The sequence below is a fragment of the Pedobacter sp. W3I1 genome (assembly GCF_030816015.1).
Classification (GTDB): domain Bacteria; phylum Bacteroidota; class Bacteroidia; order Sphingobacteriales; family Sphingobacteriaceae; genus Pedobacter.
Map to the genome: position 1 here is coordinate 2,748,512 of NZ_JAUSXN010000001.1, position 13,512 is coordinate 2,762,023.

Annotated in this window: 12 protein-coding genes; 5 read left to right on the forward strand and 7 right to left on the reverse strand. The window is 37.5% G+C overall.

All coding sequences use genetic code 11. The features are described 5' to 3' along the window. Positions 1 to 4: 4 nt before the first annotated feature. Together QF042_RS11450 and QF042_RS11455 are read right to left on the reverse strand one after the other, a co-directional pair. Complete coding sequence (locus QF042_RS11450; RefSeq protein ID WP_307528382.1) at positions 5 to 1,411, reverse strand: DUF5723 family protein; 1,407 nt, start codon at positions 1,409 to 1,411, stop codon at positions 5 to 7. A 31-nt stretch (positions 1,412 to 1,442) separates the two neighbouring features. Next, positions 1,443 to 3,011, reverse strand: coding sequence for a hypothetical protein (locus QF042_RS11455; protein WP_307528383.1), 1,569 nt, complete (start codon positions 3,009 to 3,011; stop codon positions 1,443 to 1,445). Positions 3,012 to 3,101: 90 nt separating this feature from the next. Here QF042_RS11455 and QF042_RS11460 point away from each other — a divergent pair, with 90 nt between their 5' ends. The 3 genes from QF042_RS11460 (at position 3,102) to QF042_RS11470 (ending at position 6,861) form a co-directional block, all read left to right on the forward strand. Then, positions 3,102 to 3,488 (forward strand): DUF423 domain-containing protein, encoded by a 387-nt coding sequence (locus QF042_RS11460; protein WP_029279875.1) that lies wholly within the window; start codon positions 3,102 to 3,104, stop codon positions 3,486 to 3,488. Next, positions 3,488 to 5,968, forward strand: a complete 2,481-nt coding sequence (gene priA, locus QF042_RS11465) for a primosomal protein N' (protein WP_307528385.1) — start codon at positions 3,488 to 3,490, stop codon at positions 5,966 to 5,968. The genes QF042_RS11460 and priA overlap by 1 nt, the downstream gene beginning before the upstream one ends. Before the next feature lie 236 nt (positions 5,969 to 6,204). Then, positions 6,205 to 6,861, forward strand: coding sequence for a protein-L-isoaspartate(D-aspartate) O-methyltransferase (locus QF042_RS11470; RefSeq protein ID WP_307528388.1), 657 nt, complete (start codon positions 6,205 to 6,207; stop codon positions 6,859 to 6,861). Between the two features lie 77 nt (positions 6,862 to 6,938). Here the strand turns inward: QF042_RS11470 and smpB are convergent, their stop codons facing one another. After that, positions 6,939 to 7,388 carry an SsrA-binding protein gene (gene smpB, locus QF042_RS11475; RefSeq protein WP_307528390.1) on the reverse strand — a complete coding sequence of 150 codons (450 nt, stop codon included), beginning with the start codon at positions 7,386 to 7,388 and terminating at the stop codon, positions 6,939 to 6,941. Positions 7,389 to 8,081: 693 nt separating this feature from the next. On the opposite strand from smpB, the gene QF042_RS11480 reads away from it, so the two are divergent. Further along, positions 8,082 to 8,561 carry a redoxin domain-containing protein gene (locus QF042_RS11480; RefSeq protein WP_307528393.1) on the forward strand — a complete coding sequence of 160 codons (480 nt, stop codon included), beginning with the start codon at positions 8,082 to 8,084 and terminating at the stop codon, positions 8,559 to 8,561. 121 nt (positions 8,562 to 8,682) lie between these two features. Here QF042_RS11480 and QF042_RS11485 read toward each other — a convergent pair whose 3' ends face one another. Both QF042_RS11485 and QF042_RS11490 read right to left on the reverse strand, forming a co-directional pair. Next, positions 8,683 to 10,548 (reverse strand): Nramp family divalent metal transporter, encoded by a 1,866-nt coding sequence (locus tag QF042_RS11485; RefSeq protein ID WP_307528394.1) that lies wholly within the window; start codon positions 10,546 to 10,548, stop codon positions 8,683 to 8,685. Continuing rightward, complete coding sequence (locus QF042_RS11490) at positions 10,535 to 11,197, reverse strand: metal-dependent transcriptional regulator (RefSeq protein ID WP_307528396.1); 663 nt, start codon at positions 11,195 to 11,197, stop codon at positions 10,535 to 10,537. Before QF042_RS11490 ends, QF042_RS11485 begins: the two co-directional genes overlap by 14 nt. A gap of 127 nt (positions 11,198 to 11,324) precedes the next feature. On the opposite strand from QF042_RS11490, the gene QF042_RS11495 reads away from it, so the two are divergent. Beyond that, the gene (locus QF042_RS11495; protein ID WP_025142637.1) at positions 11,325 to 11,795 is read left to right on the forward strand and encodes an Lrp/AsnC family transcriptional regulator; all 471 of its coding nucleotides are present in this window, start codon (positions 11,325 to 11,327) and stop codon (positions 11,793 to 11,795) included. Between the two features lie 200 nt (positions 11,796 to 11,995). Here the strand turns inward: QF042_RS11495 and QF042_RS11500 are convergent, their stop codons facing one another. Then, a complete protein-coding gene (locus QF042_RS11500) occupies positions 11,996 to 12,658 on the reverse strand; it encodes an alpha/beta hydrolase (RefSeq protein WP_307528404.1) in 663 nt (220 codons plus the stop codon). After that, positions 12,658 to 13,338 (reverse strand): uracil-DNA glycosylase, encoded by a 681-nt coding sequence (ung, locus tag QF042_RS11505; protein ID WP_307528407.1) that lies wholly within the window; start codon positions 13,336 to 13,338, stop codon positions 12,658 to 12,660. The genes QF042_RS11500 and ung overlap by 1 nt, the downstream gene beginning before the upstream one ends. Positions 13,339 to 13,512: the final 174 nt, after the last annotated feature.

Sequence of the window (13,512 nt, forward strand, 5' to 3'; positions counted from 1 at the left end):
CTGTTTACTTTCTTTTAAAGACCGAAAACAAACTTTTAAAGAAACTTCCACCTTCATTATCATTTATACCTGGTATTACATCGGCAAATTGCGGATGGTTAACCACGTTGCCGAATTTAATGCCTACACCCATATAAAAAGAAGCGCCATTTGGGCCACTGCCTACAGTAGCATCATTTTTAATCATTCCATAAGTTTGAAAACTGGTAGCCACTAAATTATCGGTGCCCATAAACAATTCGAAATTCGGGGTCTGGTATTTTCCTTGCAACCCGACCATAAAAACACCATTTAAGTTATATAATGGGGTAATACTTCCCGAAAAATCGTTGACAATAAAAGTATTTATAAAAGCAATGTCTCCGCCTTTGTAAAACAGGTTTTTCGAAACTGCTAATCCTGGTTTGTAAAATCCGTACCGTTTAGACAGGTAAACATCAAGTTTTGCATTGGTTGGGGCTAAAAACTTTTTACTCTCCTCTGAAAGCAGAAAAATATCCTTTATTTCCTGATTGGTATTAGATTGATCCTCTAAATTTTCAATCACTTTAGATTGATCTATCATAGTACGCTGCGTATTACTTCGCCACCAGATAAAACCTACATCTTTGATATTGGCCATTAAGAAGAGGCCTTTTTTAGTGGTGTAATTGGTTCCAAAGCTTAATGATAAGCCCGGGTTTTTAAAGTTTGGAAAGAAATTTTTCTTATTTACCTCATCAAAATCAGAAAAATTACTGGAATAAGTTCCTTTCAAGCCAATTAACAAGGCGTCGGCTGCAGGGTCGATATATAAAAAGGAATTGGAAACATCTAATTTGTTATAGAGTATTCCGCTCAATAAACTGGCTTTTAAGCCAAAAGCAAGCCTTTTATCCCAGTTTTCACGGTAGGTAAAGCTAAATTGGTGGTAACTCTGCTCGTAGCCTTTGGTATCGAATATTCCGGTGTATTGCTGTCCCTTGTTAAATCTTTCAAAAGAATCGAAAATAGCCAGGGTTTCATTGGTGTATTCGATATTGGCATCCGATCTCATCTGCCACGAAAAACCCATTTCTTTTTGGTATTTGTAAGATTTGAAAAGCCTGAATGCAGCTACATAGATATTACTGTTTTCGAAAAAATGATTCACTTCTCCAGTGCCGATCGGTAAACTTCTGGTGTCAAAAACACCTTCCTGTGTTAATTTTCTTATGGCAAATTTAGAGCTTCCCTTGTTAATTGCATTTGTTCCAAAGTAAGGCAGGAAGAAATTAGAAGAAAATCTTCGTGATGAATCTAAGGTGAAAGATTTTTGAGATGGGTTTTCGAATGCATCGAACATGGTTTTAGTGCCAAAAAGTGCATATTGTTGTGCATTTGCAACCCCGAAGCTAGCTATTGCCAGTAACGCAAGTAAAAGTTTCTTCATGTAAAATAGTTTCTTGGAGTGGTTTCTCTTATTAACGGTTACTTAATGAATCTGGTATTTCTGGTTGTAAATATTTGTTTAAAAGCAAGTTAGTAATGAACTTGTTTTTGTCTGCACTCATTTGGTAATAAAAAGTATCGAAACTTTTTAAACCACTATCGGCCCGTAAATGTTTGTAAAAATCCAGTTGAATGTTGTGCCTGAAAATAGCTGCCGAATTTTTGGTATTAATGTAAAAGCTCACATTTGAGGTGGTCGAAATCTGGTTCACCGCATCTAAATATTGTGGGGTTTGTATTAAAAGCCTGTTGTTTTTATAATCATTTAGAAATGACTGCACCGTGCTTGCATTATTGGCTACAACTAAATTATTATCTACAATGGCATAATAAGGCCTCACAAATTTTTTAAAAGGTTCGCCGAAATAGCTGTACAGGATATCGGATGATTTAAAGAGCTTAATGTCTTCGTTATAATCTGCACTTACATCAAGCAACAGCTGTTTTACTTTTTCCCCATTGGTTAATGAAATTGCGCCTAGTTTTTCGCTGGTGCTTAACTGAAAAAGAATAAACTGATTCTTCGTATAGGTGGTAAATATCGAATTTAAATCTGTTCTGTAATCATCTTTTACATTTTTTATTACCGTATTGGTTTTTGAAAGTATTTTCGTCTGATCCTGCCAACTATTCAACTTTTTAAGCCATTTGCTATAATCATCATAAGCATAAAGCGCATAATTTGCGGTGTTATCTGGCAGGATATTTTGTATGGATGTATTTTGTGCTGCAGTATTTTCGAACAGTTTAAGGTAATTGTACTGGTCTTTTAACTCCGTATTGCCGCTGAAAAGGATTTTTTCTTTACTAAAATTGTAATTAAGTACGGCAAAACTGTTCTGTTTATTAAAAATTGCAATTTCTCCATTAATATTGCTCGCAATAATATTTTTGAGCAATAACGGCGCCTGGTTAAAATTGATATAAACATGGGTAAGTACATTTTTAATTTGCCGGTTATTTTCCTTAATGTATTCAGTAAAGGGATTTTCCGTTAACCGTACATTAGCATCATTGATTAGTTTAAGGGATGTTGAAGCAGTTAATACCTGGCCATGTACGCCTAAATAAACCGACAAGCTATCGTTTAATTTCACCGTATACAGGTGTTTAGTATTTTCGCTGATCGCTTTTTTATGTTTTAATTGCTCATAGAATTTTTTGATGTCATTATCACCTTGTATCTGTATGGTGATTAAGAAGTTCAGGGTTTTATCCGAATCGGGTAATACACTAATGTAAACCTGCTGATCCTTCAGGTGTTTGTTTAGTTGATTATCGTCGATAATGTTTGTTTTCAGCTGTTTTAAGAGGCTCATTTTATCTTTTCCTAATACCTGCTGGATAAGTTGCTGTCCTTCAATGATATCGTAAAAACCTTTGTCGTTCTGAAAAGAAAACACTAAAGCTGCGTTATTGGTTGCCGATTGCAGCGCCAGGTCTTTCGCTTCATTATCAGTGCCCAATTTCGAAAAATAAAGGTAAGCCATAAAGGCCACGCCTAAAAATAATGCACTTGTTAGAATTACGAATTTTTTCATCTGCTGTGCAACAAATTTAATTTATTACATTGATTAGTGAGAAGTTCTTTGTCAATTTATTAATTTAGCGATTGCTACTTGCAAATAACTATGAATAAACGAATAATCCTTACTGCTTCTTTTTTTGGTGCTGTTGCTGTTTTGCTGGGCGCATTTGGTGCTCATGGTTTAAAGGCCTTAATTGATGGACCATCATTAGAAATTTGGCAAAAAGGCGTTGATTATCAGTTCTATCATACATTTGCACTATTATACCTTTCTACCTTCGCCCGTTATCGGAACAAGTTGATTAATATCGCTTATTTCTGCTTCACTTTTGGGATTATCCTTTTTTCAGGCTCATTATATTTATTGGCTACCCGGAGCATATCGCATTTAGGATTTACTGAATTTATTGGCCCAATAACGCCAATTGGTGGGCTTTTATTTGTATTGGGATGGATAATGCTCTTTTTTGCGGCATTTAAAGATAAATAATGAATAGTTTCGAAAACGATATTTTTGCAGAAAGAGAAACACTTTTTGTTGAAGTTATTTTGCCATTATCTTTGGCGAAAAACTATACTTATCGTGTGCCTTTTGATTTAAACGACCAGATTGCCGTTGGAAAACGGGTAGTGGTGCAATTTGGAAAACATAAAATTTATACGGCTTTAATTAGTGGAATTAGCACTGTGCCGCCAACAATTTATGAGGCCAAATATATTATCGATGTAGTAGATAGCGAGCCTGTAATTACACCTACCCAGCTCAAATTCTGGACATGGATGACCAATTATTACATGTGCAACGAAGGCGATGTAATGGCGGCTGCCTTACCAGCAAGTTTAAAACTGGCCAGCGAAACCATTCTGATGCTCCGCGATGAGTATAATGAAGAAACCGAGCTCACCGATAAGGAAGAGATCATTATTAATGCACTGAAACAACAACAGAAACTTACTGTTAATGATGTTTCTAAGCTGCTGGGGCAGAAAACCGTATATCCGATCATCAATCATTTGCTGGATAAAGAACTGGTTCTGGTGGCAGAAGAGGTGGTACAGAAATATAAACCCTTGCTAAAATCGTTCATCATATTAAACGATTTTTATAGCGATGAGGAAAACCTGAAACAGCTCTTTAATGTTTTGGATAGAGCCCCTAAACAATTAGACGCTTTATTGGCTTACCTGAAATTACAGAAATCAAATCTCCCAATTTCTAAAGAACAGCTTTTAGAAGAAAGCAATTGTGGAGCAGCAGCGCTAAAAGCATTAACGGACAAAGATATTTTTGTGGTGATGAAAAGGCCGGTTAGCCGTTTGGCCGCTCATGATGAAGAATTCAGTGTGAATTTTGAATTGAACGCTGGTCAGCAGAAAGCATTAGGTGAGATTAATCAGCATTTTGAAGAAAAAGAGGTGGTTTTGCTGCATGGTGTCACCGCATCGGGAAAAACACAGGTTTATATTAAGCTGATCGAGAAAATAATACAACATACCAATGGGCAGGTATTGTTCCTGTTGCCCGAAATTGCTTTGACAACCCAGATTGTAGAACGTATCAAACGTTATTTCGGTAATGCAATTGGGGTATACCACTCTAAATTTAATAATAGTGAACGTGTTGAAATCTGGAATAAAGTGCGCACAGGTGCTTATAAAGTAATTCTTGGTGCCCGTTCAGCCGTTTTTCTTCCCTTCGAACACCTAAAACTGATTGTGGTTGATGAAGAACACGAACCGTCTTACAAACAATACGATCCGGCACCACGTTATCAGGCGAGGGATGCAGCCATCTATCTTGGTTATCTGCACCAGGCCAAGGTTGTTTTAGGTTCAGCTACGCCATCCTTAGAGAGTTATTATAATGCCTTACAGGGTAAATACGGGCTTGTAGAAATGAAAGAGCGTTTCGGCGGGGTTCAGCTTCCGAACCAGCAGGTGGTAAGTATTTCGGAAGAAACGAAGAAAAAAACAATGAGCTCATATTTTTCGAGTGTGTTGATTAAAGATATTGATCTGGCACTTTCTAAAAAAGAGCAGATTGTGTTATTTCAGAACAGGAGGGGCTATGCTACTATTCTAATCTGCGCAACCTGCGGTTATACCCCGAAATGTGTAAATTGCGATGTAAGTTTAACCTATCATAAAAGCAGTGGCAAATTACATTGTCATTATTGTGGCTATCAACAAAGTAGCGTAAATATCTGTCCGGCTTGTGGTTCGGTGCATGTAGAGCAAAAAGGATTTGGTACCGAGCGGATTGAAGAAGAACTCAGGTTACTTTATCCGGAAGTTACCATTGCCCGATTGGACATGGACAGTACGAGGACAAAAAATGGACTGCAGCAGATCTTAAACGACTTTCAAGAGAAGAAAACTGATATTTTAATCGGTACGCAGATGGTGGCCAAAGGATTGGATTTCGACAACCTGAATTTAATTGGGGTAATTAATGCCGATACGCTTTTAGGTTATCCTGATTTTCGTGCTTACGAACGAAGTTTCCAGCTGCTGGCTCAGGTTGCGGGTAGGGCAGGCAGAAGGGCCGATCAGGGTAATGTCTGTATCCAGACTTACGATGCTGAAAATCGTATTATCAAGCAAGTGGTGAACAACGATTATGAGGGCATGTACAACGACGAAATAGTTGAACGCGAGAAATTTCTTTATCCGCCATTTTCCAGGATGATATTTTTGTACGTTAAACATAAAGATTCACATGTTCTGGATCACGCGGCATTCACGCTGGCAAATATCCTTAAAGGAAAGTTTGGTAAACGGGTTTTGGGTCCCGAACAACCATTGGTAAGCAGGGTACGGAATCTTTATATTAAGCAGATCATTATTAAAGCTGATAAGCATACTGCCATTCAAAAAGTTAAAGATGCATTAAGAGAAACCCTGACTCAATTTAATGCCACCAAAGAATTTAAAGGCGTTTTTACACAAATTGATGTAGACCCGTATTAAAATGAGTGAATTATTGAATGACTGAATTTTGAATGAGTTTATGTTTGAGTTTTGAATGATTGAGTGGGTGTGTTCATTCTAACATTCTCTCAATCTCTCATTCAATAACTCTTCATTCGATAATTCTCAAATGTGGATAATGTATCATTCTCTAATTCAGGGAATCATTCACTAATTCAATCATTCTCTCATTTTCCCCCTTGTATCACCGTTAAAAAAAGCTAATTTTGAAGCGCATGGCGTATAAATTTGTTGATAATTACCGGGAACGTGGAGCGAGAAAAAAACTGGTTGAGTTGTTAAAATCTCGCGGGATTGAAGATGAAAATGTGTTAACAGCCATAGGTAAAGTTCCACGGCATTTCTTTTTTGACGAAACTTTTTGGAACCAGGCTTACAAGGATATTGCTTTTCCAATAGGTGATGGGCAAACGATATCCCAGCCTTATACCGTTGCTTATCAAAGTGAACTACTGCATATTAAAAAAGGAGATAAAGTACTCGAGATCGGAACGGGTTCGGGCTATCAAACCTGTATTTTAATGGAGCTGGGTGCTACCGTTTTTACGATAGAAAGACAAGAGAATATTTACAACAGAACGATTCAGATTTTGCCTGGAATGGGGTATCGGCCTACTTTTTATTGTGGCGATGGCTCGAAAGGAATTGCTGCCCACGCACCATACGACAAAATAATCGTTACCGCTGGCGCTCCTTTGGTTCCGGAAATCTTATTAAAACAATTAAAAATAGGGGGCATTCTGGTTATCCCGGTAGGAGATGAGAAAACCCAAAAAATGGTCACTGTTATCCGCGTAAGCGAAACCGACTACGAAAAAATAGTATTGGATACCTTTAGGTTTGTACCTTTAGTGGGCGACCAGGCATGGTAATTCTAGTCTTGAGTCCAAAGTCATGAGTCTTTAGTTGATTTTGACTCGGGACTAAAGACTCATGACTAAAGACTAACCTATCTCTTCATCGCTCTATCCAACTCACGCTTGGTGTCTCTATCTTTAATGCTATCGCGCTTGTCGAATTCTTTTTTACCTTGAGCCAAAGCAATTTCTATTTTAGCGAAACCTCTTTCATTGATGAAAATACGTAAAGGAACAATGGTATAACCTTTTTCTTCGCCTTTCAGCTTTAATTTTCTAATTTCTTTCTTTTGAAGTAATAAGGCACGGTCGCGTTTAATATCGTGATGATAGAATGAGCTATGCGAATATTCGGAAATATGAAGGTTGCGCACGTAAAGATTGCCGCCAATAAACATGCAAAATGCATCGGTCATGTTGGCTTTACCTTGTCTGATTGCTTTTATTTCAGTCCCTAAAAGCGCAATCCCTGCTACGTATTTATCTAAAAGATTGTAATCGAAATATGCTCTTTTATTCTTTATGTTGATGTCGTTTTTCAAAATGTTAATAAAGTAATGTTATGGCAATATATACAATTGTATATAAAGTTGGGACTACAAATGCAGGTATAAATGCCGCCATGTCATGCTGAACTCGTTTCAGCATCTTTTATAATTGTAAAGATCCAGATCCCGAAACTTCGGGACAGGATGACGACCGTTTATGCCATTGTCATTAGCCCGTTGCAAATATCCTAAAAATTGGTGTGATTTTTTTTAATTTTTAATTATACAGATCAAAGAAGTCAAGTTTGAATAGCTACATCGTTAAACTTGACTTCTTTACTATTTGAAAATGTGCGGACGGAGCATTCGGTACCTTCAGCCCCGCTTTTGCTGCAACAAAAGCAGAAAAAGCTTTTGGTTTCCGCGTCAATCGGGTTTATTAACCTAGGTTAGTGCAATTAACGCAAACCTTTAACTTACCAATAATAAGGACAGCACTGCTTTGAAACAGGCCCTTGTTCCTAAACCCGACAAGAGCGGGCATCCCGATTTTTCATCGGGATAAAGCGGATGGCGGGGCTGTAGCTGCCATGAAAAACTGGCTTTCGTTTCCAAAATATTTCAATGATTTTTTAAGCTTCAGGTAAGTAATGTTGATCAATAAAAATGTTCATCTGTTTGTAAAAGCTAAGGATATATTATTATGTTCGTAATTATTCGTTTAAGTTTGAGCTTTAAATATTAAAAATGAAATTCAGGAACCTACTTTTAATCTTATTGTTAGCCGTAACTTTTCAGGTAAAAGCACAGCAACCTACGTTATTGCCACAGTTCACCTTTTACAAACTGGATGGAAAACCATTTTCAAACAACGATATTAAACAAGGAAAAAAGAACCTCTTTATATTATTTGATTGTACCTGTGAGCACTGCCAGCGAGAAAGCAAAATGCTGAATACGAATTACGCCAAGTTTAAGGACGTTAATATTTACATGATCACTATGGATGAGGCTTATATCATTCCACAGTTTTTCAATTCGTATGCCAAAGGTTTAAATGCCAAGCCCAATGTAATGGTATTGCAGGATAAAAAACGTATGTTTATTCCAACCTTTTTGCCAAAGCAATACCCATCCATGTACTTATATTCTTCAACTGGTAAATTGCTCATGTACCAATCGGGAGATGGTGGTGTAAAAAAACTAATGACTGTAATCAATAAATAATCTATTATTGTTTATTTAGTACAGATCAACACAGATTTCCATATCTGAGTCCATCCTTTTTATCTGTGGTTAAATACTAGCTCCTCTCAAGTTATAAACTAAAGGAAATAGTGAAATAATCTTACCTGATAATTAATACCGGGATTTTAACCTTATGCCTTACTGAATCAACTGTGGTGCCGAATATAAGGTCTTTTAAGCCTTTATGACCATGTGCACCCATTACCAATAATTCCATTTCATTTTTGTTGCTAATATCGGCTATGGCTTTACCTGTGCTCCCAAATCCAATAAATGGGGTAGAATCATAACCAAGGTCTTCGAGGTTGATTTTGTATTTCTCCAGGTTAGCGGCATCGCTCTGTGTTTCATGGTCCATTACGTCGTTGCCATGATAACGTGCGGCAGCAGTTTCCACCACGTGAATCAGATAATAGTGTGCATCCTTGCCGCCTTGAATCAGGGCATGGCGAATGGTGTTCCTGTCGTTTTTAGAAAAATCAACCGCGATACCAATCCGTTTGTAATTGATCTTGTCTATTTTGCCGATATCCAAAGCATTTCCATGAGGCACCATCTGTCTTGCGTCGTTTCTCTTTTTCTCTAATAATGGATGAAAGAAAACATAAAGCAGCAATAAAACAATCAGAATTAGGGCAGGCACCACGATAACGTAAATCCACCAGTTGTTGGCCTCTTTCGCCCAACCACTTATTTCTTCTATTACCAGCTTTACATTCAGCGCGATAATGGCCACGGCACTTGCCCAGGCCAATACCTTAACCCATGGTTTAATTGCGAAATCTTTCATCAGTTTTTTATCTGATGTAAAATGAATTAATGGAATAATGGCAAAACCCAATTGCAAGCTTAATACCACCTGACTTAATACCAATAATCCACCAAGAGCATCATCGCCGTAATGTAGGATGGTAAAAAATGCAGGAATAATAGCCAGAAGGCGGGTAATCAAACGCCTTAACCAGGGTTGGATCCTTAAATTAATATGGCCTTCCATAATAATCTGCCCTGCTAATGTTCCGGTAACGGTAGAGCTTTGTCCGGCAGCGATTAGCGCTATAGCAAATAGGGTTGGGGCTACATTGCCAAAGATATTAGAAAGTAGTTTATGTGCATCCTGAATTTCGGCTACTTCATGTAACCCGTTTTTATAAAAGGCAGCGGCGGCAAGAATTAATATGGCGGCGTTAACAAAAAAAGCAAGGTTTAATGCAACTGTTGTATCAATGAGGTTAAATTTTAAGGCCTCCTTAATTCCTTTGTTGCTACGTTCGATTTTCCTGGTTTGTACTAAAGATGAATGTAAATACAGATTATGCGGCATTACCGTTGCGCCAATAATCCCGATGGCAATATAAAGTGCATCACCATTTAGTATCGAAGGCTCAAATCCCCTGGCTACTTCTTTTAATGATGGTTCTACGATAAACATTTCGACCAGAAAGGAAATCCCGACAATAAAAACCATCGAAACGATAAAACCTTCCATGGCCCTCATGCCTTTATTTAAGAGGAATAGAAGTAAAATAGTATCAAAAATGGTAATGGAGATACCCCAGATTAGCGGTAAACCAAAAAGCAGTTGTAAACCAATGGCCATCCCAATAATTTCGGCGAGATCGCAGGCAATAATTGCGGTTTGTGCTAAAGCAAATAATGGAATGTTTGCCCAACGCGGATAAGCCTGTTTTGAGGCCTGTGCTAAATCCAGCCCTCTTACTATCCCCAAACGGGCACTTAAGGATTGTAAGAGTAGCGCAATGAGGTTCGACATCAGTAAAACCCAGATCAATTGGTAACCGAATTTACTACCACCCGCTAAATCGGTTGCCCAGTTACCTGGATCCATGTAACCCACACTAATTAAATAAGCCGGGCCAATAAAGGCCAGAATTCTCTTCCAGCCTTTCCGCTTATCTGTATTTACGCTTTGATGTACTTCACTTAAGGACTCAGTTTTTGCCATTACTGCTGATTAAAATATGTTTTGCAACTTCTCTACTAATATTAACTTGTTTATCGGATAACATGATTTCTACTGAACCATCAAAATCGGTAACATCACTGATCTCGATTTGTTTGCCCAAAGTGAGGCCTAACTTTTCTAAATGCTTTAAAAATGCCGAACTGTGCTGGGTAACGCCGGTAATGGTACCGCGATCGCCTATTTTTAGTTCGATTAATTTTATAAACTGGGTTTTGGCAAATCTTCCGTTTTTATCGGGAATGGGGTCGCCATGAGGATCTGCTTTCGGAAAGCCTAAAAACTCATCCAGTCTTTCAATCAGCTCAATTGATTTAATATGCTCTAACTCTTCTGCTACATCATGTACCTCGTCCCATTTAAAGTTTAATTTGTCTACCAAAAAAACTTCCCATAATCTATGCTTACGGACAATTTCTATTGCCGTATTTTTGCCAATTTCGGTTAAGGTAACCCCTTGATATTTAATATAATCAACCAAGCCCTTGTCGGCTAGTTTCTTGATCATGTCGGTAACCGATGCTGGTTTGGTTTGCATTTGCTCTGCAATAGCATTGGTTTGAACGTTGGTTGTTTTCTCTGCTAAATGATAAATAGTCTTTAGATAGTTCTCTTCCGTGTAACTTTGCATTTATGTTTATCTAATTTTATTTTTAGGTAAATCTAAAAATTATTTTTTAAAATTTATATGATAAATTATGTTAAAATTTAGAATATAATTTGGTTATGTTTGTATTCTGAAATACCTTTAACACCATATGGCATCTGAATTAGATAAAATTGACTTTAAAATTTTAAGAATTCTTCAAGAGAACGGAAGAATTACCAACTTGCTTTTATCCCAAGAAATTGGTTTATCACCTGCACCAACTTTAGAACGTGTGCGCAAGCTTGAAATGGCAGGATATATAAAAAGTTATCATGCATTGGTAGATGAAGAAAAGCTGGGTCTAGGCATCAAAACCTTTATCCAGATTCAACTCGATTTTCATAAAAATAACACCATCCAGATCTTTTTGGATGAAGTAAATCAAATTAAAGAAATCACAGAGTGCCACCATGTTACTGGTCAGGCTGATTTTCTGTTAAAGGTTTATGTGAAAGACATTAAAGCGTACGAACGTTTAATTATGGATAAAATCAGTAAGATCTCTGTGGTTAAAACTTTCCAAACGATGATGATTATGTCGACCACGAAGAAAGAACCGATTGTGCCTTTAGAGTATTAACCCAAACGCTGTGAGGGGCTTTTAAAAACTATCGCCATTGCGAATTCCGATTTGATAGGAATGTATCTATAACAGGAGCTAATAGAACGGTCGTCATCTCGACTGTAGCGTAGCGAAATGGAGAGATCACATAGATTTCTCGACTACGTTGCACTCCGCTCGAAATGACGATCTGCCGCAGGATGACGTATTAAGTAAGGTTAGTCGATTTCACTGTTCAATACTATCCGATCAATAATTCCTGAAATTTCCTTAGCATTTTGATACACCATAAAATGCGTTCCGTTTTCGATGATAAAATCTGGTTGTGCTGTTTTAGCATATAGAATTTTATCGTTGGTGCCGTGAATATGGTAGATATCTTTAGGTTTGATTTTATTCCTCCAGCTTAAAATACTCCCGATGGCCCATTTCAAAAAATAAGGATCAGTATCTTTTATAATCTGGCCTAGCAATGTTTTCTCATTGCTCGAACGTGTACCAAAATAGTAATTTTGAGTGAGCTTATTCGATGATTTTAAGAGTCTTGCGGGAATAAATTTTAACAGTCCAAGTTTCCCTGCAAAGCGGTATAATGCTGGTAAATGAGTACTCATCATTGTACTCGAAATGATAATCGTTGTTGCAGGTCTTAATATTTTTGCAATTTCTACTGCAATCATCCCCCCAAAAGAAACGCCCACCAGGGCAAAAGGCAGGGTGATGTCTATCGCGCTACTTAATCGTTCGGCGTATGATGCTAATGATTCATTTTTATTTGGCGTAATCCAATTTATATGAATGATATTGATCTTTTCATTCAGCTTTAGCTTAGAAAAAATTCTTTTATCGGCACCTAAACCGCTGATAAAATAAGTATTCATTATGCTGGTAAATTCCAGTCGATAGGTGTTAAGTTATTTTGTACAAGGAGCTGATTTGCTTTCGAAAAATGTTTCGATCCGAAGAAGCCACTGTGGGCCGAAAACGGCGATGGGTGAGCAGCTGTCAATACATAGTGCTTTCTCTGGTCGATTAAAGCCGCTTTCTGCTGCGCATATTTACCCCATAACAGAAATACAATATGTTCGCGTTTCTGAGATAAAGCCTTAATAATTTCATCGGTAAAAATTTCCCAGCCACGGTTTTGATGCGAGCCTGCTTCTGAAGCACGAACAGTTAAAGTGGCATTTAACAACAATACGCCTTGTTCAGCCCAATGCGTTAAATGTCCATGGTTTGGTGTTTTAAAACCTTCAATATCAGTTTCCAGCTCTTTGTATATATTTTTTAACGAGGGTGGAACCGCTACACCACGTTGTACGGAAAAAGAGAGGCCATGCGCTTGTCCAGCACCATGATAAGGGTCCTGACCTAAAATGACAACCTTTACCTGATCAAATGGTGTGGTGTTTAAGGCATTGAAAATATCAGTGCCTTTTGGGTAAACCGTTGCGCCATTCTGTTTCTCCTCCTGTAAAAAAGACTTAAGACTTTTCATGTAGTCTTTTTCAAATTCTTCTTTTAAAACGGCTAACCAACCTGGTTCTAATGCTGCAGACATGTTTTTTGATGTAAGATGTGTTGTGTAATATGGTTGATGGTTTGATAGTTTATAGTCAATGATTTGGGTGTTCAGTTTAAACGATGGGCATTATCTATAAATTATTAAACTATGAGCCCGTAAGTATTAAGCTATCAGTTCTGAACTCCTTGGCTATCAACCATGGACCATTAA

Excerpts from the sequence above, each read along its gene's own strand:
- QF042_RS11495 (WP_025142637.1), top strand. The coding sequence starts at position 11,325 with ATGGCATCTGAATTAGATAAAATTGACTTTAAAATTTTAAGAATTCTT.
- QF042_RS11450 (WP_307528382.1), bottom strand. The coding sequence starts at position 1,411 with ATGAAGAAACTTTTACTTGCGTTACTGGCAATAGCTAGCTTCGGGGTT.
- QF042_RS11470 (WP_307528388.1), top strand. The coding sequence starts at position 6,205 with ATGGCGTATAAATTTGTTGATAATTACCGGGAACGTGGAGCGAGAAAA.
- QF042_RS11500 (WP_307528404.1), bottom strand. The coding sequence starts at position 12,658 with ATGAATACTTATTTTATCAGCGGTTTAGGTGCCGATAAAAGAATTTTT.
- QF042_RS11480 (WP_307528393.1), top strand. The coding sequence starts at position 8,082 with ATGAAATTCAGGAACCTACTTTTAATCTTATTGTTAGCCGTAACTTTT.
- QF042_RS11460 (WP_029279875.1), top strand. The coding sequence starts at position 3,102 with ATGAATAAACGAATAATCCTTACTGCTTCTTTTTTTGGTGCTGTTGCT.
- priA (WP_307528385.1), top strand. The coding sequence starts at position 3,488 with ATGAATAGTTTCGAAAACGATATTTTTGCAGAAAGAGAAACACTTTTT.
- ung (WP_307528407.1), bottom strand. The coding sequence starts at position 13,338 with ATGTCTGCAGCATTAGAACCAGGTTGGTTAGCCGTTTTAAAAGAAGAA.
- QF042_RS11455 (WP_307528383.1), bottom strand. The coding sequence starts at position 3,011 with ATGAAAAAATTCGTAATTCTAACAAGTGCATTATTTTTAGGCGTGGCC.
- QF042_RS11485 (WP_307528394.1), bottom strand. The coding sequence starts at position 10,548 with ATGGCAAAAACTGAGTCCTTAAGTGAAGTACATCAAAGCGTAAATACA.
- QF042_RS11490 (WP_307528396.1), bottom strand. The coding sequence starts at position 11,197 with ATGCAAAGTTACACGGAAGAGAACTATCTAAAGACTATTTATCATTTA.